Genomic DNA, 23709 nt, shown 5'->3' on the forward strand with positions numbered 1-23709 from the left:
TTCTCTCGTGTTACAACTAGTTAATAATGACGACGTCCTGCGCCTATTTATTCACTAAACATCCATATTTGTGCATTGAGCGCAAGATTACCCCTTTTTTTGAATTGTGGCAATACTATTCATCATTAAAGAGTAATTATTCACTATATGGTTCTTTTGTCGCCACTAATACGCAATAGAATGTATGGTGAGGGCTTTTGTCAGTGTTTACAAAGTATAGTGGGGATTGATGCTTTCAGGGCTAAAGAGAACGCGCTAAACTGTAATGATTGAATAAGTTATTGAGAAGTATAATAATGCCTAGGAAGAAGCTTCCCGTTCCACTGATACTATTGATTCCCTTGTGTTTACTCGCCGTTGTTATTGTGGCGGGTATCTATCGCTTCTCGCTCACGGATGAAGAGATCCTCGCCAAATTCCCATCTCAGCAAAATGTTCAGGCGGATCCTGTTGTTGAAGCCATTTTAGGACTGAAAGTGGCCAACCCATGGACGATTCAAGTGCCAGAGACCAGCGCATTCACTCTGCTTACTGACATAGACCAGGATAAACAAGTTGCCGCTGGTAGTTATGATGATGGTATGGAAAGAGGCAGCGTGTATCTGCTGTATGCGTATCAGCAGGCTATCTATTCAGATAAGACTCTGTCGGCTGTGGTGATCCCGTTTGCCGTGAGCAACCAAGGCTCGGGTGTGTTCTATTACTTAGGGCTGTTTAAGTGGGATTCAACGCGTCAACGCGTGATTTTGGCAGATGCTAAGCTTGCCGGTGATCGCATTGACATCATCGACCTGCAACGCAGTGAAGATAGAATGACATTAAGCTTCAACAAACATGGCAAGGCTCAGTCCATGGCCGAAGAGCCTGCAGAGCAGGATAGCCTTAGCTGTGAAGCAAAGAACTTTAAATGGACGGGATGCTAATTGGCCTTTCTATGGAATGGGTTGTTTTTATTGATTGAATAAATCATTGCTTGCAAATATGCCCTTGAGAATGTGACATTAATTACATAACATGAAGTTTTGATGTTGTTATTTTTTAGACAAATGGAGCTTGCAATGATTAATAAGCGTTTTTTTAAAACTAAAGATGAAGTTGAAGTCACGTTCGAGTTGGATGCAACCGATGTACAAAGTGCGGTGCTGATGGCGGACTTTCTTGATTGGCAACCCGTGCCAATGAAGAAAGTCGCAAAGACAAAGTCGTTTAAATACAAAACTCGACTACCAAAAGATGCTCAGTTTGAGTTTCGTTATCTAGTTAATGAGAGTGAGTGGGTGAACGACGCGCAAGCGGATCAATATGTTCCGAATGGGTTTGGTGCCGACAACTGTATCGTGAACACGGCACAGGCTTAACTGAATCGCGCGTTGGTTTATTTAGGTAATCGACAGCGATACAAACCGATATGAACAAAAAGAGGCTCACAGTGATACTGTGAGCCTCTTTTTACATTGCCAACGTATTGTACAGTTAGCTTCTAAGGTCTTATTGCGCTTGTCTGTCAGCGACTTTAGGCTTATCAACCTCGGTTAACAGGCCTTTGATTAGGCTAACACAGCCCAAAATCAAAATAACTGTAAACGGCAGCGCCGCAATAATCGTGATGGATTGCAATGCTTGAATGGAATCAGTACCGCCGATCCACAACATCACTGTCGCAATCACCGCTGAGATCACCGCCCAAACCACTTTCTGCTTGATCGGGAGTTCTAGCTTGCCACCTGCTGTCATGCTATCAACCACAATAGAGCCAGAGTCGAGTGTGGTAACGAAGAACACCACAATCAATGCAACTGCGATCATAGAAAGGATATTGCCGATAGGATACGCATCTAGCATGTAGAACAGGCTGAGTGATACGTCAGAGATCCCTTGTTCCATGCCAAGCAAGCCAACTTTGTCGATGATTTGCTGAATTGCGATACCACCAAAGAAAGACATCCACGCTGTGGTAACCAGTGTTGGAATGATCAGCACGCAGAATAGGAATTCACGGATTGTTCTGCCTTTTGAAATACGAGCAACAAACATACCGAAGAATGGTGCATACGCTACCCACCAAGCCCAATAGAACACGGTCCAGCCGTGTAGCCATGTGGTATCTTCGCGGCCAGTTGTTTGGCTTAGTGGAATGATGTTTTTAACATAGCCCACAAGTGAGGTTGTTAATGAATCAAATACAGTAGTGAAGTTCAGTAAGCCCATAAAGCCAAGGAAGATGAAGGCGATGATCATGTTAAGGTTACTCAGCACCTTAACACCGCCATCCATACCGCGAACCACAGAAACAATCGCCAGACCCATGATAGTAAGGATGATGGCAATCTGCAGCATTAAGCTGTTTTCTAGACCGAATACGTGGCTGATACCACTTGCCGCTTGAGAGCCCCCTAGTCCTAGAGACGTCGCAAGACCAAATAGGATAACCAGTACTGCCATCACGTCGATAACATCACCGATGCGACCCCAAACTCTGTCACCCAGCAATGGGTAGAACACCGAGCGCATAGAAAGTGGTAGGCCTTTGTTATACACAAAGTAGGCCAGTGACAGTGCGGCCATACCATAGATCGCCCAAGCGTGTAGGCCCCAGTGGAATACCGTGGCACCCAGTGCGGCTTCACGACCTTCTGGTGTGAAAGGCTCTGCATTTAGCGGCGTACCGAACCAGTTGGTAAAGAATGCGGTTGGCTCTGCCACACCCCAGAAAATAAGACCAATACCCATACCTGCTGCAAACAGCATTGAGATCCAGGATAAGGTTGAATAGTCCGTTGTGGCGTCATCGCCACCTAAACGAATTTTCCCTAGTGGAGAAAAAGCAATGAGTACTGCGAATATCAGTAGGATGTTCGCTCCCCACATAAACACAAAGTCAAACTTCGAGAGGACGACGGCTTTTACCGCGTCGATAGCTGCCTTAGCATCGGCTGGCGAAAGGACGAGAAGAGTGACGATGAAGAGGATGGATAGACCCGCTGACGCGGTAAATACTGTGTTGTGGACATCCATGCCCCATTTGGTGATGTTGTCTTGGCCGACTTGATAGTCAGTTGAATCGATACTGTATTTTTGAGATTTGAAACTCATAATTATGAGGTTTACATATTCGTGTGGACGAATATAAAGACCAACTCCATGTTTAATGAATTGCTGATTAGAATTCGAAATTCCTTCGATTAAAGTAGTTTTTAATCAGAGGTTTATGATGAAATTATCCGTTTTACATCTAATCCTGAACTGACAATTCTATCATATCTAGACGATCATATGGGGATGGTTATGAATAGAAAGTGTAATTAAAGGCATTGATATGCTACCAATTCCGCTGTAGGGCAATAGTAGATATAGCTTGAATCATCACTTTATCGGCCGTTAAAACACATTTTTGACACTATTCGACACGGTTCAAGTAAATTCAAGCAGTTAGATAATCTTGGGAGTAATGACTAAAAAATGGCCGAGGCTGAATAGATGACAAACGTCGCTTTTTTACACTCTCATCACATGTTTTACCTGACTTTTCCCGACATTTGGGTGCATTTAAAATAGGAAACGATTACTCTAGTGGCTCAATTTACGACATGCATCGGAACCATTGTGCAATCGAATCAATCAGCAGGCGGATCAACCACGGCCAAGAATCCGTCGCGAAAACTCAAAACAAGCATCGCTTTTGGACTGCCTTTTATGGCAGCGTTTGCTTTTCTTCACAGCTTACCTGACTCAAATATGAAAGGTACCATTGAACTTAATCTCAATGACTCTCCTGCCGTTGCTGTGCTTTCTGAAGAACCACCAAAAGCTGAATTGCCACCTAAATACGCTTACAAAGTAAAATCTGGTGATAGCCTAAGCCAGATCTTTGACCAGTTGGGTTTTCCATACAGTGACATGATGTCTGTAATGGAAACCGATTTGAACTTCCTTGTACTCGACACGCTAAGGCCTGGCGACAGACTGCGTTTTTGGCAAGATGAAGCCTCAGGCGCGCTCACTAAGCTTGAAGTGAGCCGTAATGTCGCTGAAAAAGCGGTCTATGCTCGTTTAGATGATGGAAGTTACGAGTTCAAAGATATTTCTATCCCGGGTCAATGGGAAAGTGTCGCTATGGTTGGCAGTATTAATGGCAGTTTCTCTGCCTCTGCGAACAAGCTCGGACTTAATCCAAGAGAAATCGACCAAGTCGTGACCTTGCTAAAAGACAAGATCAGCTTCACGCGTGACTTACGTGCAGGTGATCGCTTTGAAGTCGTCAAAAATAGCCAGTTTGTTGATGGCACTCCAACAGGGAACTCGGAGATTCAAGCGATTAAGATCTTCAATCGCGGTGCTATGTACTCAGCTTACCTGCATACCAACGGTCAATACTATGATGCTAAAGGCGACAGCTTGCAGCGTGCCTTTATGCGTTATCCAGTGAAAAACCACCGCATTACTTCGGGATTCAATCCAAATCGTCGTCACCCGGTGACCGGGCGCGTTTCTCCGCATAATGGTACGGACTTTGGCGTTCGCACCGGTACCAATGTTTATACGACTGGTGACGGTGTTGTCGCCATGGTTCGCAACCACCCATATGCGGGTAAATATGTCGTGGTTGATCACGGTGGTCCATACAAAACGCGTTATCTTCATTTAAGTAAAATCCTAGTGAAGAAAGGGCAGAAAGTAACTCGTGGAACTCGAATCGGTTTATCTGGTGCAACGGGTCGAGTTACCGGTCCCCATTTGCATTACGAGTTGATTTCTCGTGGTAGACCAGTAAATGCTATGCGAGCTAACATTCCTATGGCAGACTCTGTCCCGAAAAACGAACTCAAGCAGTTTATCGCGCGTCGAGACGAACTGGACGCCATGCTTGAGAAACAAGAGACCAAACTGGCGAGCCTTTAATCTCGATGCTTTATTTAGTGCTAAGGTTTCAACAACACTTGGTTTGCAAATAACAATGGTGTAATACATGCAACAATTAGAATTTCAGCTGCTGGTCATGCAGCTATGTGAGTTGAAAACACTCCCAGACGCATTGAACAAGCTGAAAAGCTCTGAAAACCCAGAAATCAAAGAAGCGGCAGAGAGCCTAACGGGTCAGTTCGCACTGGCAACCGTTGATGGTGAAGAGCGCATCTATCACGTGTTTAACGATGTTGATGATAACGGTGAAGAGCAAGAGTTCGCTGAGCACATCATGAACGAAGGTGACGACGTGATTAAGTTTGTCGCATGGTTCTTTGATGTGATGTTTGAAATCAAACAAAGCGATACTTACAAGACTGCGGGTAAAACTTACCGTCAGCCAAAACGTTCGTAATCGTTAATTGATAAAACAACAGCGGCGCTCAATGATGAGCGCCGCTGTTGTTTTTGCTGTTTGTGATTGGGCAATTTGGCCTGAATGTGCGATGCTCTTTGTATGCTCCCGTCATTGAGGTTGTCATGGAGAAATCACAGTCCGCACAATACATTGTCTCGCAGCGTTTTGGTTTTGGTCCAAGGGTAGGAGATGCCAAACTCGCTCCCTCACTCAATGACCAACTCAAGTCCCAGCCTTATATGAACAAGGCAATCACGTCTTTGCCTACCACCGATGAACTGCTTGCACATATGGGCGATCTTAATCGTCGCCGTAAGCAATCTATGACCGAAGAAGAGAAAAAGCTGTTCACCAAATCGAGCAATGCGTTCTTCCAAGAAAGTTATCAAGCATTGGCCACAGCTCGCAATCTACAAACCCTAGCGACTCCCCTTGGCTTCCAAGAGCGTCTGATCCAATTTTGGAGCAACCACTTTGCGATATCGGCAGATAACCGCCGCGTTCGACCTATTGCTGCTGGTATCGAAAATGAGGTGATACGTGAGCTATGGAGTATCGACTTTCCATCTATGTTGCTCGCGGTGTGTCAGCATCCGACCATGCTGATCTATTTGGACAATCATCGCTCGATTGGTCCTGGCTCCAAGGCGGGTCAAAAACGCAATAAAGGACTGAATGAGAATCTCGCGCGAGAGATTTTAGAGTTGCATACTTTAGGTGTCGATGGCGGCTACTCGCAAAACGATGTGATTGAGTTAGCACAAGGCCTTACGGGTTGGAGTGTCAGCTTTAAAGCGGAGCGACCTGGCTATCAGTTTGTTGGGGCTATGCATGAGCCGGGAGCTATCAATGTACTTGGTCAGGTCTATGACCAATCCGGTGAGGAGCAAGCAGCCACCTGTTTGCGCGACCTTGCTAACCATGAAAATACCGCCAGGCATTTGTGTCGCAAGCTGGTGGAGCATTTTTATGGCACTGGTCACGCATCTTTAATCGATGAGCTGACCAAAGTTTGGCTCGACAATCAAGGGATGCTGATCCCTGTGTACATTACTTTGATTAACTCACCACTTAGAAATAGTGCCGAACAACTGCGTTTTCGTACCCCTCAAGAGTGGTATTTTGCCTTGCTGCGTAGTGCCGATTTTGAACCGAATCCAAGGCAAATGATTCAACACCTTAGACTGTTAGGGCAGCAGCCCTTTATGTCCGGTTCGCCCGCTGGTTGGCCCGACAGCGATGCCGATTACAATTCCTCATCGGCGCTTAAGCAGCGTTGGCAAGTCGCGGATCAAACCGCCAAACTGGCTGTGAGGCATATGGAGCGCAGTCAACAAAATGTCGATGACAAGTTGATTCAAATGATTCAAAGACTTTATGGCAGTGAAGTTGATGAGCATGTCCTTACGGCGATCGATAAAGCGCAAGACCCTGTCTCTAAGCTTGTAGTGCTTTGGATGAGCCCACAGTTTCAATATAGGTAAACACGATGACGACAAGACGAGATTTTATTAAAGGCGTTGGCGCGGCATCTCTTGTTGGCTTGCTGCCCAATTTATCGTTCGCTTCTACTCAATCACCCAACAAACTGGTTTGGATAACGCTGCGTGGTGCCATGGATGGATTGAACGTTGTGGTGCCAACTTTTGATGATGACTACTATGCGCTGCGTCCAAACATCGCGATGGCAAAAACCGATCTCAAGCCCCTCGATAAAGGCTTTGGTCTACACCCATCATTAGTCAATGTTCATCAATGGTATCAACAAGGACAGGCAGCTTTTGTGCATGCGAGCGCGACAAACTACCGGCAGCGCTCGCACTTTGATGGTCAAAAAGTGTTAGAAAATGGGAGCTCCGACCCATTTGATCCTATTGGCTGGATGAATCGATATCTTGCTGCACAAACGGATCACCAAGCGATAGCTATTGACCCCGGTATGCCGCTCATTGTGCGCGGTGACGTCAAAGTGAGCAGTTGGTTTCCGCACAAACTCAAAGCCAAACAGCAACAAGCGGATTTGCTTGCTGAGCTATTTCAAAATGATGAGGTATTGTCGGCCAATTTTGAAGATGCGATGGCACTTGAATCCATGACTACCGGCGGCAGTCAAAGCAAACAATTTGCAAGCTTAATGCGTCAAGCTGGAGATTTCATGCTCGCGCCGAATGGTCCAAATATTGCCGTACTAGAGCTAGGAGGATGGGATACCCACTCTGCGCAAGGTACGGTCAAAGGCCGACTTAGCAGTCAATTGACCAAGCTGGACAAAGGGCTTGCAGCCCTAAAAGAGGCACTGGGCGAACAGTGGTCATCAACTGTTATCATCGCAGCCAGTGAGTTTGGCCGCACCGTGGCGGAAAACGGCACCAAAGGCACCGATCATGGCACAGCCAACGTTATGTTTGTTCTTGGTGGTGCATTGAACAAATCTGACGTTATTGTGGAGTGGCCCGGACTCTCTGAAGCGCAGCGCTATCAAGGGCGCGATTTGGCGCCAACTACTGATACTCGCGCGGTGATTAAGGCCGTGTTAAAGCAGCATATGGGAGCAGATAACACTGCTTTGACGCAAGTTTTTCCAGGAGCACCTGAGCCACGGGCGCTAGATGGTTTACTTGGTTAGTGAGTACTAGCACTGTATTTTGCGATCTCGCTGGCAGTCTCGGATTTTGAGGCTGCCACTTTCGCTCAATTGTGTATAATCCTTCCCATCACTTCCCTAGGAGCGCACGCCTACATGAACAACTAACTCAATTTCGAACGTTTTATACAAGTAACTTTTGAAATCGCAGAGTTAGTGGGCGTTGGCTCGTTCTATATTTTTGTCTACTGATCAGGGCATTGCCAATGATCGAGACATCTCTACCTATCACGACATTATCGTTTGTGCTGCCAAGCGTCTCATGCTCTGCCAAGGAGGATGTATGACTGCTATTCATGCTATTTCACTATCAAAACAATTTTCAGATGGACAAGATCTGTTTAACGATCTTTCGTTCACGATTCCATGTGGTGTTACCGCCCTAGTGGGAAAAAATGGCTGTGGCAAAAGCCACTTAGCCTCAATATTGGCCAAGCAATCTCAACCGACAAGCGGCAGTGTTGACTGGGGAAGCGAGGTCAAATCGGTGGGTGTTTACCTGCAAGAGGGATCGTCCGATGATGCTGAATGCTCGATTGCTGCCTACTTAGGTGTTGAACATAAGCTCGATGCACTCAAACAAATTTCAGAAGGGGCGACCGACAGCAAATGGTTTGACCTTATCGCAGACTCTGATTGGCAATTAGAGCAGACGTTGGCAGATGTGATGGAAACATTGCGTTTGCCCAAAGACCTGAACATTCCGTTGAGTCGTCTAAGCGGTGGCCAGCGAGCCATTATTAGGCTCTATCGTTTGCTTAACCAAGAACACGATGCTTGGATCCTCGATGAGCCCACCAATCACTTGGACACAAAACACATCGATTGGCTGGTGGCGATGCTCAGGAAACGTCATGCCCCCATTTTGGTGATCAGTCACAACATCAGCTTTCTGAATAACACCGACCGTATTCTAGAGCTCAACAGCTTGGGGATCACCAGTTATGGTGGCGGCTTTCAAGGTTTCCTTAAACAAAAAGAGGAGAAGATAGCGGCTATCAATAAGATGGCGAAAACGCTGGAGAAAGCCCGAAAAGTCAAAGTAGAGAAAGCGCAGCGTCGCGAGTTAACGGCGCAAAGGCTTGCTAGCCGGGGAGAAAAACAGCGTGCCTCAGGCAGTCAGCCAAAGATATTAATGGACGGCAAGAAGCAGGGGGCACAATTGGCCAACTCGGCTGTCAAAGCGCAAAATGAGCGCCAAATGGCCGAACTTGACCAAAAGCTACAGAATGTGAAATCACAACTTGAGCAGTTCAAGCCACAGAAATGGTATACCTGTGAAGCTCAGTCTGCTGGTAGAGTGAAGGTCCATTTTGAAGATTTTAGCCACTCGCTCATCGAATCGGATGCAATTAATGGGCAGATATTCTCCGGTGAGCATGTTTGGCTCAAGGGCGCTAATGGCTCGGGAAAATCCACCTTGTTACGTTTGATAGAGGAGCGCAGTAGTTCCAGCTTTAGTGGGCATTTCACGGTAAATGGCGAGTGCTTTTATCTTGATCAGCATTTTTCCTTTTTAGACGCTGAGGTTTCTATGCTGGATATGGTCTGTCATCGCTGTGAAGCCTTGAACATACCCAAGGCACGAACGTTGTTGGCTGGTATTGGTTTTCGACGTGAGTCGGTGCATCAAAGCGTATCAGCGCTTAGCGGTGGGGAGAAGATGAAGCTCGCTATGTTGATCGCTTCACATCAACCCTACTCTTCAATTTTGCTGTTGGACGAACCCGACAACCATCTTGATTTGGAGGCGAAACAGCAGTTGATTGGAGCCATTAATGGCTACCAAGGCACAGCGATCCTTGTTAGTCATGATGAAGGGTTCGTTGGACGTTTGGCGATTGATAGAACCATTGAACTCAGTTAAATGTCGACTGTTGTGTCCGAAAGCGCTGTATGCCAATAAACGGGTGAAACTGAAAAAGGGTCACGATTGTGACCCTTTTACTTCTATTCTCCCGCCACCAAGTGGTTTTTGGTACGGATACTCGCGATAAACATGTAGATCGCCGTCGCCATCATGGTGGCTAGCAAGTATGCCATCAAACCTTGGGTGCCATTCATAAACCAGTCTGCAATAACAGGCCCTGCTACTGAGCCGATGCTGTAGCAGAAAAGCATCACTTGAGTCGCTGATACAATAAAGCTTTCATCAAGCTTGTCACAGCCAAGGTTAATCGCGATTGGGTAGAGCGCGAACGTGGCCATGCCAATCAAGAATAGGCTGATGGCAAGTACGCTCAAGTCATCACTCAAAATCACGAGACCCACGCCAAACACACCAAGTAGGCAGAATAGACCCATTAGCGGTGTGCGTCCTGCTACTTTAATTAGTGCTGGAACAATCGTTTGAACTGCCATACCACCTAGAATGACTAATGCCATTAATGCACTCAGGTTGGTTTGTGACACGTTGCGGTGCGTTAGCTCTACTGGCATCAAACCGTAGATAGAGCCGAGTGTCAGACCCGATACAATACAACCAATAATGGCTGCGTGGTTCAGCTTCGCCACTTGTTTAAGTGACAGTGTTGCTGAATGCGCGCTTTGTGGCTGCTGAGTTGGGACAAACATCAGCACTAAAATTGCTGCGCTAAGCATAGAGAGAATCACCACAAACGGCACGCTACCTTCGATGCCAATGAAACCGATGCCAAGCTGACCCAGAGCAGAGCCGCCGTATAGTGAGCCCATGTATAGGCCTAGACGTTTAGCTCGGCTTGACTCATCACCCACAAGTAGCCATGACTCAACAATGACAAACACGCCAGCAACCGCAATACCCGCAACAAAGCGTGCTACGAGCCATGCCCAAGCAATAGGGACAAGCGGTAATACAACGATGGTTGCGATAAATAGCGCCAAGCAGGCAATGAATGCAATGCGATGACCCACGTGTTTAACCGCTGGCTCAATAATCACAGCGCCAACTAATAGACCCGCATAAAACACACTTGCGAGCCAACTTGCGTTGCTTGCCTCTATGCCGTATTGATTGAGCATCAACGGGATCAAGCTCATTAGATAGCCTGATGCCACAGCATAGAGTGATAGCGCAATAACAGGAACTTTAAAGCCAGTTTTTACTGCGAAATCAGTTGTGTTTTCCACTCGCGGTGCCTCCAGATTTAGTCGTGGGAAATCAAAAAAATGTAAGATTTGATGAAGTTTTCGCCGCGACTATGAGGCTTTAGGGGAGGTGAGTAAAACGAAAAAAAATGACCTTGACGACAAAGAATATTTATCGTCAATATGCGCAAATTGCGCTAGCTAAAATCAGTGGAATCGACGCTGAAATAAGTCCTTATTTCAGCGTGTGTGTAGAGGAGTACGGACGTTAAACTTTAAAGAAATTCGTGGCGAACTTATAGCTCTCCCAGCGATGTTTCACATTCGAATACTCAAAAATCTCGCCGTCATCGAGGTACACCACCTGCTCAACGTTGACGAGAGGCTCGCCCTCAGAGATACCAAACTCCTTGGCATAAAATTCACTTGCTTTAACTACAGTAATTTCCATGGTGGAACTGTGTATCTTCAGGCCAAGTTTGTCGGTGATAAAACTGTAGATAGAATCCTCAGCGTGCTCACGTTTAAGGCCCAAAATGATACTGATCGGCATATAGGTTTCTTCTAACGAAGACGGGACGCCATCAATAATGCGCAGTCGGGTGGTGTTATAGAGCATGTCTTCTGCATCACAGTTAAGACGTTTGGCAACATGCTCATCGGCCGGTACTACCTGAAATTCGAGCACTTTAGTTTCAACGGATTGACCGTTTGCGAGCACATTGGCTTTGGTGCCATGTAGGTGCGCGTAGCTTGCATTCCCCAAAGGCCTTTTAACAAATGAGCCTGAGCCTCGCTTTCGAACTACCAAACCTTCTGTCACCAATATATCCAGCGCTTTTTTGATCGTCAGTTCACTACAGCCGAACTCTTCGGCCAGCTCACTGCCGCCAGGCAGCTTTTGTGTTGTGGAATATTGCCCACTCAAAATGCGCTGTTTGATCGATTGGTAGATATCGGAGTATTTCGCTTTGGTGGTCATAGTGTCGCGCTGTCTATAAGTCGATGATTTTCGACATAGTATGACAAAACGCGCAGGAGTAAAAACAATAGCGGTGATTTGGCCAAGAATTGGAGAAATTTGCCCCATTTCTCAGTATGACCAGTTAGCCATCATTGTAAATGTAAGAACGGAAAATTGAGCTAGGACAATAAAATTAATATTGATTATGAAAATGATATTGATTCCTATTTTGATGCAAGTGATAATGAGCAGGTTAACTATAACCATAAAGAATATAAGGAAATCGGAATGAGTCAGTCCTTTGGTTTCGTCAAGCGTTTGGCGCTAACCCTTACCGCAACTCTCGCTCTGGCCGCTCAAGCTAGCGCCGTTACTATTCAGCACTTTAAAGGCACCAGTGAATTTGATGACACACCAAAGCGTGTTGTTGTACTGGGCAATGGTAGTCTAGACGTGTTGGATCGTATTGGTGTGAAACCAGTAGGCGCGCCTCACTCGCTACTTCCAGAATATCTAGCTGACTACAAACAAACGACAGGCAACACAGGCTCTGTCGGTGAGCCGGATTTTGAAGCCATCTTTACCTTAAAGCCTGACGTAATCATCGCAGAAAATCGTATGCTTCGCGTGTACGATGATCTTAACCAGATTGCACCAACCGTGATGTTCTACGTTGATAACGGTCAGTACTGGCAAGACACGCAAGCAAACTGGCGTATGCTGGGTAAGCTGTTTGATAAGCAAGACGAAGTAGAAGCACTTATTGCTGAAACTCAGCAGCAACTTGACAGTGCATCATCTAAGGTCGCGAAGCAAAATCTAAATGCGCTAATGCTAATGAACAACGGCAGCAACGTAGCGATGTTTAACAAAGGTAGCCGTTTCTCTATTGTGTTTGATGATTTTGGTTTTGCTGAGTCTAGTAGTAAAAACATAGCGCCAATTGAGGGTTCGCACGGTAACCTTATTTCGTTCGAATATGTTGCCGATGCTCAGCCACAAGTGATCTTCATTCTTGACCGCGAACAAGCGATTGGCCGCAGTGTTGGCAAGGCGAAAGAGCTGTTTAGCAACCCGTTGGTGGATTCAACACCTGCTGCGAAAAACAACAAAGTTGTCTACATTGACCCGAACGCTTGGTATATCTCAGGTGGCGGTGTGACTGCTACACAAACTATGATCAGTGATATCGATAAAGTCCTGAACTAGTTCGTTGCCCAATAAAAGTCTCTGCTTAGTAGCAGAGACTTTTCTCGTTAAGTTTCTTCTTTAGCCTATCGTTGTAATGACCATTCATAAAACCATTTTGGCAACTGCCCTGCTTATTGGATTGGCAGTCTGCTCTTTAGTCCTTGGCGCTGCTTCCGTATCACTGGCCGACTTGTTTCGTGGTGATGAGCATGCCTATTCCATCTATGTCGTCAGCCGCGTTCCTAGATTGCTTGCCATCATTCTTGCCGGTGCTGGTTTAAGTGTCGCAGGTCTCATCATGCAGCAAATCGTGCAGAACCGTTTCGCGTCACCATCGACAACGGGCACTATTGATTGTGCGCTGCTTGGCTACGTTGTTGGGCTAATTTTCCTTGGCGGTGCTAGCCAATGGGTACACTTAGGTGCCATCTTCTTTTTCGCCGTTGCAGGTACGTTGATTTTCGTACGCTTCTTGCAGAGGCTGCAATTTAAGAACGCAGTTCTCGTACCGCTTATCGGTATCATGTATGGCAACGTGATCTCTGCGCTCACTACCTTCATTGCCTACAAGTACGACTTGGTGCAAACCATGTCTTCGTGGACAGTGGCGAACTTTGCCAGTGTGCTGCAAGGTAACTACGAGATCTTATATTTAGCCGTACCTGCATGTCTTTTGGCCTATTTTTATGCGCGACAGTTCAGTGCCGCGAGTGTGGGTGAAAGCTTTGCTACGAACATTGGCCTCGACTATCAGAAGATTGTCTTTATTGGCGTCATCTTAGTCGCAGTTAGTTCCTCTACGGTCGTGATGATCGTTGGCGTTATCCCATTCCTTGGCCTTATCGTGCCCAATATCGTGTCGCTGTTTATGGGCGACAACATGAAGCGGATCTTGCCTTGGACAGCTTACTGGGGCGTCATTCTCGTTCTCGCTTGTGACATTTTAGGTCGCTTGATTATTTTCCCTTATGAAATGCCTATCTCGATGATCATCAGTATTTTCGGTGGTGCAGTGTTTATTTATCTGGTGTTGAGAGAGAAGCGCAATGCGTGATTCACTGAAAATTTCCTTACTCATCGCAGGGTGTGTGGCGATTATCGCTTGGTTTGTGGGGCAGGGACTGACGGCCGACAACTACCAATTTTTCTTATCGCGCCGCATTCCAAAGGTGTTGGCGATTGTACTGGCCGCTATTGCGATCTCCGCGTCTTCTTTGGTGTTTCAAACCATCACCAATAACCGCATTCTAACGCCATCAATATTGGGCTTTGATAGCTTATATCTGATGGTGCAAGTCCTGATGGTGGTCATTCTTGGCAGCACCAGCTTTTGGGTGATTCACGCGATGAGCAACTTTTTGCTTTCCACGTGTGTGATGATTGGCTTTTCTCTGTTGCTATTTCATTTCTATTTCAAACGCAAAGACAGTAACGTCTTCACTTTATTGTTGATTGGTATTGTCTGCGGCAGTTTGTTTAGCAGTGTGACTGGCTTTTTGACCATGTTGGTCGACCCTAATGAGTTTGCGAGTATTCAAAACTCGATGTTCGCGAGCTTCAACAACGTCAATGCCAAACTGGTCTACTGGAGCCTGATCCCACTCTCTCTCTGCTTAGCAGTTTTGTTTTACTACGCTCCAAAGCTGGATGTGCTTTGGCTAGGTACGGACAATGCGACGAGTCTTGGTGTCAATACTCAGCAACTCACTCAGCGTGTGATGATCCTTATCACTATCATGATTGCTATTTCTACGGCCTTGGTGGGGCCTGTGCTGTTTTTTGGCTTGATTACGGTGAGTTTAACTCGTGAGATCTTCAGACATTATCAGCATCGTTTTCTCATCATTGCGAGCAGTCTACTGGCGGTATTTCTGCTGGTGACGGGTCAGTGGTTTGTTGAAAAAGTATTGGCGTTCCAGACCACAATTAGCGTGATCATCAATCTCGTTGGTGGCTCCTACTTCCTGTTCTTATTGCTAAGAAACAGAATTAATTAAGAGGTATAACAGTGATTAAGTTAACAGGTCTAAGTAAAAAGTACGGCAAAACCTTCGTTGTACAAGATGCAGATGCGCTTTTCCCGAAAGGAGAGGTTACTTCGATTATTGGTCCTAACGGTGCGGGCAAAAGTACTCTGCTGTCGATGGCAAGCCGCCTGACAGAGAGCGATGCAGGTGAAGTCGTGATTGGCGATAAGCTGCTTGCTCAATGGGACACCAAAGAGCTGGCTAAACATCTCGCCGTGCTTCGTCAATCCAACAACATCAATATGCGTTTTACCATTCGTGAGTTGGTGTCTTTTGGTCGCTTTCCACATTCGGGTGGTCGTCTAACGACAGAAGACAATGAGATCATCGACCAGGCTCTTGGTCATTTAGGGATTGAAGAGATCCAAAATAAATACCTTGATCAGCTTAGTGGCGGTCAGCGTCAAATGGCGTTTATCGCCATGGTGGTGGCGCAAGATACCGACTATGTGTTTCTGGATGAGCCATTAAACAACCTCGATATCAAACACTCAGTGGAAATCATGCACACGCTTCGCCGCTTAGCGCACGACTTCAATAAGGCCGTGGTGATCGTGATTCACGACATTAACTTCGCGTCTTGTTATTCAGACAATATCGTGGCGATGAAGAAAGGTAGGGTCATCAAATCAGGCAAAGTCGATGAAGTCGTGGAACAGGAAACCATGGAAGCTATCTACGAGATCCCGTTTGATATTCGTGAGGTCGACGGGCGTAAGGTCTGTCTCTACTTCAATAGTTAGTCAGCTATTTGTCTAGTTTATTTCAGTAAAAGGGGAGCCACGTTGGCTCCTTTTTTGTTGATTATGAGTGTCCTTATTTTGATATTTTATGTTTTTATGTTGTTAATAAGAGCCTGGGTTTCTAGCTCATAATGCATCCCATGTTAAAGATTAACGAGGACACAAAAAATGAACACGAAACCTTCTTTGTGGCTAATGGTTGTGATGTTGATGTTTCCGCAAATTGTGGAAACCATTTATAGCCCGGCATTGGGTTCCATTGCACAATCATTTGCTGTGAGTTACGCACAGGCCGCGCAAACTCTATCGATTTACTTTTCGGCCTTTGCTGTTGGTGTTGTGGTTTGGGGAGTACTAGCAGATAAGTGGGGCCGTCGTCCAACTATACTGTTAGGGCTTTTTATCTATGGCGTTGCAGCACTAGTTGCGATGAAAACAGATAACTTCACGACTGTAATGATTGCACGTGCATTAAGTGCATTTGGTATTGCAGTCGGTTCTGTGGTGACGCAAACCATGCTGCGTGATGTATTCCGAGGTGAAGAGCTAGGAAAAGTATTCAGCTTAATGGGCATGGGTATTTCGATCAGCCCTGTACTTGGCATGTTGCTGGGTGGTCAGCTATCGCAAGCTGGTGGCTATCAATACGTATTTCTAGCCTTGTTTGTGATGGCGTTGGGACTGTTTGTCTACAACCTAATTAAACTGCCTGAAACACAGCAACAAAAACAGCCGCTTCAATTGACTACGTTAAGTGGCCGTATGATCAAAGACGCAAAAATTTGGCAATCTGCAATTTTAGTTGCCCTATATAACATTGCTCTATTTTCATACTATCAATTGGGTGCGTTCCGCTTTGTCGAGCTGGGCTTCAATGCAGAGCAATTTGGTTATAGCGGTGTGGTTTTAGGGTTAGGTACGTTGTTAGGGAGCTACTTAAACAAAGCTCTATTGCCTAGGAAGTTGGCGCAGCGCACTCTACTAGTAGTAGCGGCGACACTACTGAGTGTTGGCTCGATTGGTGTGTATGCCATGCTGGATTCAATTTGGTTTGTTGCACCGATGATGCTTGTTGTGATGTCATTCGGTATTGCGATTCCAAATGTACTCAGCGTTGCTTTAACTGACTACAAGCAGCAAGCTGGTAGCGCAGGTGCTCTGTTTGGGTTGATGTACTATTTGATGATAGGTGGCGGACTTGGTCTTGCTGGAGTCATCCAAAACCTAGGCACAGTACTCATTGGTTGTAGCGTCGTTGCTCTGCTGGTGACCATGAGCCGTAAATAACAGCGAAAGGGAGTAAACCTTTTGTAACGTAAAAAATCTCTCTACTTGTTGGAGAGATTTTTTTATTTTTATGCTGGACTATTTTGTTGGTAATGGCATTTCGTCCATAAGCCGTTAATATTGGGGCAGATACAGGAGAAAGAGGGATAGCATGGCGATCATCGATGAAACCACACGGTTTGATGCCGATAGTATTGATAATCAAGTGATCGGTATTGCTGCGACGGTAGGGACGCATGACTCTGGTATGCATCATCATCAGAAGAATCAATTACTCTTCGCTGCCTCAGGCTGTATGTCGATATCGCTAGATGGCGCTATGTGTATCTTGCCGCCAACTCGCGCGGCATGGATCCCTGCGGGTGTGGAGCACTATGCGAAAATGAGCAATGTGGTCGCCTATCGCTCGCTCTATTTTGACGCCAAGCTATGTGCCGACTTGCCTGATTCGGTGACGGTGTTTTCCATTAACCCTTTACTGCGAGCGCTAATTGAGCGCATGGCGTTTTGGGAGTGGGATAGACCGCAAGCAGAGCAAATGAATATGACCGCGCTGTTTTTTGAAGAACTGAGGGCTGCGCCAAAGGAAGCGCTAGCATTACCACTTCCAAGTGATAGAAGGTTACAGAGGTGGCTCGAGGGTGTCATTGGTGATCAATACTTGCCGCAACCCTTGAATCAAGTTGCGGCATCTGTGGGAGCAAGTGCGAAGACCGTGACGCGAATCTTTACCAAAGAGACAGGCATGCCTTACCAGTCATGGCGGCAACAATGGCGATTGCTGATGGCTATTCAGTCCCTTTCAGAAGGAAACAGCGTTGCGGATACGGCCGCCGCGCTTGAGTTTTCCAGTGACAGCGCGTTTGTGGCATTTTTTCGGCAGCAAACAGGGGAGACACCTGGAAAGTACATAATTGAAGGCAGCTAAATTTGGAAACGACTAGCTAGGTGATAAACTAGTAAAAATAAAGCACATTCATTTGAGCAAGTATGTCAGATTCCGAGTCTATGCCCGTCACTGAACAGCAAATTCAGAACACGTTAGATAAAATTGTCGCCTTTCCGCTGTTTTATTCTTCGCCCAAATTGGTGGCGTTTTTGCGCTATATCGTTGAGCAGACTATCGTTGGTCAAGGTAGTCAACTGAGTCAATATTCGATAGCGACTGAGCTGTTTGAAAAACCAGCGAGTTTCAATCCCTCTTCCGATCCGCTGGTTCGCATGCTAGCAACAAAATTGCGTAAATCGCTGATGGCTTTTTATCAAACAACCAATGACAGTGATCTGATTGTAATTACTTTGCCAAAACGCAGCTACTCGCCTCAGTTTTCACACATAGCGAGCCCGGCTCCCTCATCGATAACTCTGAATATCAACTATCCCACGCTCGCGGTTCAGTCATTTGTGACGAGCTTAAAAGACCCTGCCTGTGATGAAGTGGCGTTGTCGCTGCAAGAAGAGCTTAACCATGCTCTGAGTTTATTTGAGCAGTTGGCGGTGGTATCTCCTTTACGAGTACAAGAAGTGACGGGCGGCGTAGCTTCGCTTACCGAACTTCACGAAAGACTGGGTGCCCGCTATGTGGTTTCAGGCTCTGTGCGAAGGGCTGGGGGGGCTCTACGTGTTACCGTCACGTTAAGTGAGACGGAGCACGGTCTACAAATCTGGAGCGAGCGATTTGTATTGCCTGTCAGTGGTGAGGATTTACTGGATCAACAAGAGCGTATGGTCCAGCGAATTGCCACCAAAATGGCCTCTTCCTATGGCGTGATCTCAATGCATGAGTTTAAACGCATCAAGGACCAAGGGGCGGTCTTCCTTAACGATTATCAAGCGCGCCTTTATTACCTAGAGTACCTGACGAAAATGAGTCAGGAGCGCTTGCAAGAAATGCTCGAACTCTATCAGCAGTTGGTCTCAGGACGTTATGCAAATGATGCGCGAACGCTCGCTACGTTAGCTCAGCTTTACTGCGATGCCTTACTGTATGGCATGATGAGCTATGACGAGGTGATTGAGCGCTGCGAAAAATTGGTTTCGAAGGCGTCTGATTATGCTCCGCGGAATGGCGAAGTGATGTTGGCACAAGCGTGGTGGGCACTTCTGACAAATAACCAGCAGAAGGTTAGCGGCTGCGCCGAGCGCATTATTCAGCTTAATCCTAACTCACACTACACAATTGGTGCTGTGGGGTGGTTGGTCTGCCTATCTGGTAACTTTGATTATGGAATTCAAATTCTGACCGATCTCTTGGGTAAAGACGACTATTTCCCGAATTGGCTCAAACTTAGTCAGGCGTTAAATGCGATTCGACAGCATGACCATGAGGCTGCGCTGCAAAGTTTAGAATTGTTCTACGTTGAAGGTAATGTGTTGCAAACGATTCTGCTTGCGTTGATTTATCAAGTGGTAGGCCGTGAGCAAACCGCTAGGCAATATTGGCGAGAGGCGAGACAAAGCACTGGTGACAATGCCTCTATGGCTGAGCAGTTGCTTAAAGTGATGATTTTGGATGACTCGCTTCAAGCAATGTTAGATGAGGCGCGCCAATCTTTGGCGCAGGTCGCGGAATAGTCTGCGAGTTTTTTTGTTTCGCCTCTTGGTGTCGTACTAGCAACTATGTTCAATCTTAATTCAAAGGTAAATTACTGAGTTTACGTTTTTACTAACGTAAACCGTACCTGTTGTTACTGTTGACGGTTAAATTGATGGGCTAGTATGGCGTTATCAACCAAGTAGAGAGGCAATATCATGTCTAACATCAAAAAGTGGCCTGCAATCGACCCAGAAAAAGTAGCGAAATATAAGCACATTTGGGAAAACGTTTCTGCAGCAGATAACCTAGATCCAGAAGTTGCGGCTTACCTAGCTCGTGTTAAAGAGCAAGGTGGCGGCAAGGGTATCGAGCAAATGAGCTTCATCAACAAAGATTACCTAGGTTTCTATCAAGCGCCATTCTCACAAGATCTAGATAACACCGACGTTGTTATCTACGGTATGGGCATCGAAAAATGTTCTCCTACTGGTTCTTCACACAAGTTCGCACCACAGCGTCTACGCCACCTAAGTAAAATGGGTATGGGTACAGTTGGTGACAACGGTGAAATCCCATTCGAATGGTGTCGTATTTCTGACTACGGTAACTGGGATAGCCTAGGCCAATTTGAGCTTAAAGCAGAAGTTGAGCAGCTAACAGAACTTCTACACCACATGGTTGTTGAAAAAGATTGTACACCGCTAGTATTTGGTGGTGACCACACAATCCCATACCCAACAATGCGTGCTCTAGGTGAGAAGTACGGTCCTCTTCGCGTTATCCACTTCGATGCGCACTACGACCTATCAACTCGTGCTGACTTTGACTACCCATACACGTCAGGTCACTGGCTACCAAAGCTGTACTCTGAAGGTCTAGCGGATCCAGAGCGCACAGTTCAAATTGGTATGCGTGGTCGTCAAACGGCGCTTGTTAAAGGTAACCACATCGCATTTGGTACCACTGGCTTCACCACTAACGAAGTTTACGAGCAAGGTGTTGATGCGGTAGCAGACAAGATCATCGAACTTTGTGGCGATGGCGGTCCGGTTTACTTCACATTCGACCTTGACGCACTAGATACTGCGTTCTGTCGTTCAAACTCAAGCCCAGATCCATTCGGTCTGACGCACCTTCAGGTTTACGACATCATCCGTAAAGTGAAGGCATCAGGTAAAGTTCGTCTTGTTGGTGCTGACGTCGCTGAGTACACGCCAGATACTGACCCAACAGATAAAGACGGCATCATTGCAGCTGGCTTCGGTTGGGAACTACTTTGCTGGCTAGCAGAAGAGCGTAAGAAAGAAAACGGCGGCGAAAACCGTCATACAGTTTGGAATCAAGCATTCGGCTCTGTATCACTGTAATCTTACTGCCCTGATTATAAGAACCACTGCTTTTTGCGGTGGTTTTTTTATGCCTGTTTGATAATAAAAATTGATGCAAACGACAAAAAATCAGATTAGTGATACTTAACCAACTTTGCTTCAATAGCGCCCGAAAGATTGCTGTTAATCTTACTTCCAATTAAGGGTTTAAAATGTTTGCTATTGATGATGTTGTAGTTGCAACTAAAGGTATCGATCTAGGTAAAATGGTCGTGACTGGTTTGAGCAGTGGCGGCTTCTACGTACGTGTAGAAGTAGACGGCATGTCTCTAACTTACCCAGCAAAAGACCTACAAAAAGCGTAATCACTATCGCTGAGTTCTTCTTGTAAATGGCGGCCCAAGGGTCGCCATTTTCTTTAATTCGCAATAGTATCAATATCCTGCACTTTTTAGGTGCAACGCCCCCTTCTCGTTCAATACGGTACCGTTATCAAGTAACCGCTAGCACTTATGCAAGTCCTAGTGCGACTCAGTATCCGTGCGATTTTGTTTCCTCTTATGTGTCTGGAATGAAAGTTGCAGTTCAATCATAGACATAAAGAAAGCGAGTCTTTAGCCAGGGAGGGGAAAGATGATACTTATCTTGCGTATAACACCATTGAACACAGTCAACTTGCTCATAATGTTTGCGCTGTTTTCATCATTGGCGCTTTTCGCATTTGACGCCATATTTGCAGGAGCCGCAGTCCTGTTAGGGGCCGCGATATTGTCATGGTTGCTGCTGCTTTTATTGAACCGAGAGGTTCGAGTGCTCAATGATTATCTGCGGCAGCTACGACAAGGCGAGACACCTTCTTTACCGCAGTCACTCGGGCTGCTTTATTCTAGCTTTCATGCTGTTGATGATGTTCAACAGTTGCTGCTTCGGAAACTGCGAAAAGCCGAAGCAATGCGCTCAGAAATGGCGTTTTGTGCCCAAGAGCTCGCCAGCAACGCGACTGATGCGGCTAAAGACAGTGATATGCAGGCCGAATCCACCCTTTGTTCCGCCTCTGCGGCGACGGAAATTTCCCAAAGTATCGAGGATGTCTCGACTCGTATCGAGCACACTTTGCAGGCAATTGAGCATGGCAATGCTCTCTGCCACGAAGGTAATGAGGCACTTGTATGCGTTCAAAGTAGTGTCGAGCTAGTGGAATTACAGGTGGCCTCTACAGCGAAAAGTATCGTCACATTGGAGAGTCACCTCACCACGGTCTCTGAGATGTCGCAGTTCATTCGTGATATTGCTGAGCAAACTAACCTTTTGGCACTTAATGCGGCGATTGAAGCGGCCCGAGCGGGGGAACATGGACGTGGTTTTAGTGTGGTTGCCGAAGAAGTGGGGCGTCTTGCAAAACGCAGCCATGAGTCCGCCAATGCTATAACGTCTCACGTTGATCAAGTAACCACTAGCATGAGTGCTGTCACGGCGATGATAGAAAAAGTACGTGATGGCAACATGGGTTGTACAGAGCAAACACGAGTGGCACAAAACACCCTAGAAGCGATGAAAGCTTCGATGGCCTCTATCACGGATCAAATCTCCGGGGTGTCGGTTGCTTCCGAGCAACAGACTATTGCAACCCAAGAGATATCGAGCAGCATGGAGCGGGTTGCGGTTAGTGCAAAGCACAATGCTGAAGTGGCTGCAGAGAATGCTCAGGTAGCAGAGCATCTTGAAAAGTTAACCGCCTAAGGAGTGAATGATGATGACTAATCTCGGTGTAATACTTGGTGTGTTATTGGTTTTTCTCGTTGTTGTTACTGGCACCTGGAAGAGAGCGAGCACACGCAGAGACATTCAAGCCACTCGGCGACAAGGATTGCAACATGTCACTACGCTTAGGCATCTCTTGGGCGCGATTCAGCAACACAGGGGAATAATCAACGGTGTCCTTTGCGGTGACAATAAGTTGCAGTCTCGTCTTCCCCCACTGCAAAGCGCTATCAGTGATCACTTTATAGCGCTTAATCAATTGGATGACAGGGTGCGAAGCACAGCCAGCTGGCGCAGTGTCGAAGGTAAATGGTCAAGGGTGCAAATGCAGTTCGGACAATGGTCTGCCGAGCAAAGCCTTGTTGAGCACAACCAGTTACTCGCTGCATTGTTAGAATCCGTAGAGGAGTGTGCTCAGCACTATCGATTGGCAGAGTTGGGGCAAAAAGAGGGGGAAGTGATTACCACGCTGTGGACGGACTTATTGAGAGTGACGGAGTGCGTAGGACAGGCAAGGGCATTAGGCACCGGAGTCGCAGCCAAATCGAAATGCAGTAGTGTTGAGCGAATTCGACTGAAGTACTTACATCAGTCGATTCATCGCTTTGTCTCAGCACAAAGCGATGCGCATTACCCAACATTGAAGAGGCTTCTTAAAACGATTGAAAATAAAGTCTTGGTCTCGATCCCGAGCGTTGCTGCGGTAGAGTACTTTGATGAAGCGACAGCGGCGCTGGATGAGCTTTTTGGGTTTTTTGATAAGCGAGTAACTGAATTGACGGACAGAGTTTGAAGATTGAAACGCAAAGACCTTTGAGCGACTTTCGTCTCAAAGGCCT

Annotated in this window: 22 protein-coding genes; 18 read left to right on the forward strand and 4 right to left on the reverse strand. The window is 46.4% G+C overall.

Translation table 11 applies throughout. The annotated features are described in order from the left end of the window. The first annotated feature begins 296 nt into the window (after nucleotides 1-296). Together AAA946_RS16435 and AAA946_RS16440 are read left to right on the forward strand one after the other, a co-directional pair. Entirely contained in the window at nucleotides 297-923 is a 627-nt protein-coding gene (locus tag AAA946_RS16435) for a hypothetical protein (RefSeq protein WP_338165884.1), read from the forward strand. Nucleotides 924-1058: 135 nt separating this feature from the next. Beyond that, entirely contained in the window at nucleotides 1059-1358 is a 300-nt protein-coding gene (locus AAA946_RS16440; RefSeq protein WP_112460607.1) for an isoamylase early set domain-containing protein, read from the forward strand. A 130-nt stretch (nucleotides 1359-1488) separates the two neighbouring features. Here AAA946_RS16440 and AAA946_RS16445 read toward each other — a convergent pair whose 3' ends face one another. Further along, a complete protein-coding gene (locus AAA946_RS16445; protein ID WP_338165885.1) occupies nucleotides 1489-3093 on the reverse strand; it encodes a BCCT family transporter in 1605 nt (534 codons plus the stop codon). A 600-nt stretch (nucleotides 3094-3693) separates the two neighbouring features. Between AAA946_RS16445 and AAA946_RS16450 the strand changes: the two genes are divergently transcribed. From AAA946_RS16450 to AAA946_RS16470, 5 genes are all read left to right on the forward strand, one after another. Continuing rightward, nucleotides 3694-4899, forward strand: coding sequence for a peptidoglycan DD-metalloendopeptidase family protein (locus tag AAA946_RS16450; protein ID WP_338165886.1), 1206 nt, complete (start codon nucleotides 3694-3696; stop codon nucleotides 4897-4899). A 67-nt stretch (nucleotides 4900-4966) separates the two neighbouring features. Next, the gene (locus AAA946_RS16455; RefSeq protein WP_338165887.1) at nucleotides 4967-5317 is read left to right on the forward strand and encodes a hypothetical protein; all 351 of its coding nucleotides are present in this window, start codon (nucleotides 4967-4969) and stop codon (nucleotides 5315-5317) included. 125 nt (nucleotides 5318-5442) lie between these two features. Continuing rightward, on the forward strand, nucleotides 5443-6804 hold the full coding sequence (locus AAA946_RS16460) for a DUF1800 domain-containing protein (protein WP_338165888.1): 1362 nt from the start codon (nucleotides 5443-5445) through the stop codon (nucleotides 6802-6804). A gap of 5 nt (nucleotides 6805-6809) precedes the next feature. Continuing rightward, nucleotides 6810-7946 (forward strand): DUF1501 domain-containing protein, encoded by a 1137-nt coding sequence (locus tag AAA946_RS16465; protein ID WP_338165889.1) that lies wholly within the window; start codon nucleotides 6810-6812, stop codon nucleotides 7944-7946. Nucleotides 7947-8247: 301 nt separating this feature from the next. Next, complete coding sequence (locus tag AAA946_RS16470; protein ID WP_338165890.1) at nucleotides 8248-9831, forward strand: ATP-binding cassette domain-containing protein; 1584 nt, start codon at nucleotides 8248-8250, stop codon at nucleotides 9829-9831. A gap of 83 nt (nucleotides 9832-9914) precedes the next feature. On the opposite strand, the gene AAA946_RS16475 is transcribed toward AAA946_RS16470, so the two are convergent. Further along, nucleotides 9915-11075 (reverse strand): MFS transporter, encoded by a 1161-nt coding sequence (locus AAA946_RS16475; RefSeq protein WP_338165891.1) that lies wholly within the window; start codon nucleotides 11073-11075, stop codon nucleotides 9915-9917. Nucleotides 11076-11301: 226 nt separating this feature from the next. Continuing rightward, nucleotides 11302-12123: a GntR family transcriptional regulator gene (locus AAA946_RS16480; protein ID WP_338165892.1), complete on the reverse strand. Its 822-nt coding sequence runs from the start codon at nucleotides 12121-12123 to the stop codon at nucleotides 11302-11304. A 162-nt stretch (nucleotides 12124-12285) separates the two neighbouring features. On the opposite strand from AAA946_RS16480, the gene AAA946_RS16485 reads away from it, so the two are divergent. The 10 genes from AAA946_RS16485 (at nucleotide 12286) to AAA946_RS16530 (ending at nucleotide 22849) form a co-directional block, all read left to right on the forward strand. After that, complete coding sequence (locus AAA946_RS16485; protein ID WP_338165893.1) at nucleotides 12286-13206, forward strand: siderophore ABC transporter substrate-binding protein; 921 nt, start codon at nucleotides 12286-12288, stop codon at nucleotides 13204-13206. A 76-nt stretch (nucleotides 13207-13282) separates the two neighbouring features. Then, nucleotides 13283-14242 carry an ABC transporter permease gene (locus AAA946_RS16490; RefSeq protein ID WP_338165894.1) on the forward strand — a complete coding sequence of 320 codons (960 nt, stop codon included), beginning with the start codon at nucleotides 13283-13285 and terminating at the stop codon, nucleotides 14240-14242. Continuing rightward, complete coding sequence (locus tag AAA946_RS16495; protein WP_338165895.1) at nucleotides 14235-15185, forward strand: iron chelate uptake ABC transporter family permease subunit; 951 nt, start codon at nucleotides 14235-14237, stop codon at nucleotides 15183-15185. Before AAA946_RS16490 ends, AAA946_RS16495 begins: the two co-directional genes overlap by 8 nt. A gap of 11 nt (nucleotides 15186-15196) precedes the next feature. After that, a complete protein-coding gene (locus tag AAA946_RS16500) occupies nucleotides 15197-15958 on the forward strand; it encodes an iron ABC transporter ATP-binding protein (RefSeq protein ID WP_338165896.1) in 762 nt (253 codons plus the stop codon). Between the two features lie 168 nt (nucleotides 15959-16126). Further along, complete coding sequence (locus tag AAA946_RS16505) at nucleotides 16127-17245, forward strand: multidrug effflux MFS transporter (RefSeq protein ID WP_338165897.1); 1119 nt, start codon at nucleotides 16127-16129, stop codon at nucleotides 17243-17245. Between the two features lie 151 nt (nucleotides 17246-17396). Next, a complete protein-coding gene (locus AAA946_RS16510; protein ID WP_338165898.1) occupies nucleotides 17397-18173 on the forward strand; it encodes an AraC family transcriptional regulator in 777 nt (258 codons plus the stop codon). A 62-nt stretch (nucleotides 18174-18235) separates the two neighbouring features. Continuing rightward, nucleotides 18236-19819, forward strand: a complete 1584-nt coding sequence (locus AAA946_RS16515; protein WP_338165899.1) for a hypothetical protein — start codon at nucleotides 18236-18238, stop codon at nucleotides 19817-19819. Between the two features lie 177 nt (nucleotides 19820-19996). Further along, entirely contained in the window at nucleotides 19997-21148 is a 1152-nt protein-coding gene (locus AAA946_RS16520; RefSeq protein ID WP_338165900.1) for an arginase family protein, read from the forward strand. Nucleotides 21149-21321: 173 nt separating this feature from the next. Further along, nucleotides 21322-21474 (forward strand): hypothetical protein, encoded by a 153-nt coding sequence (locus AAA946_RS16525; protein WP_128650681.1) that lies wholly within the window; start codon nucleotides 21322-21324, stop codon nucleotides 21472-21474. A 268-nt stretch (nucleotides 21475-21742) separates the two neighbouring features. Beyond that, entirely contained in the window at nucleotides 21743-22849 is a 1107-nt protein-coding gene (locus AAA946_RS16530) for a methyl-accepting chemotaxis protein (RefSeq protein WP_338165901.1), read from the forward strand. Nucleotides 22850-22892: 43 nt separating this feature from the next. Here AAA946_RS16530 and AAA946_RS16535 read toward each other — a convergent pair whose 3' ends face one another. Then, nucleotides 22893-23111 carry a hypothetical protein gene (locus tag AAA946_RS16535; protein ID WP_338165902.1) on the reverse strand — a complete coding sequence of 73 codons (219 nt, stop codon included), beginning with the start codon at nucleotides 23109-23111 and terminating at the stop codon, nucleotides 22893-22895. A 30-nt stretch (nucleotides 23112-23141) separates the two neighbouring features. Between AAA946_RS16535 and AAA946_RS16540 the strand changes: the two genes are divergently transcribed. Further along, entirely contained in the window at nucleotides 23142-23663 is a 522-nt protein-coding gene (locus AAA946_RS16540; RefSeq protein WP_338165903.1) for a hypothetical protein, read from the forward strand. Nucleotides 23664-23709 lie beyond the last annotated feature (46 nt).

Origin of the sequence: Vibrio sp. 10N (assembly GCF_036245475.1) — a bacterium.
Lineage (GTDB): Bacteria > Pseudomonadota > Gammaproteobacteria > Enterobacterales > Vibrionaceae > Vibrio.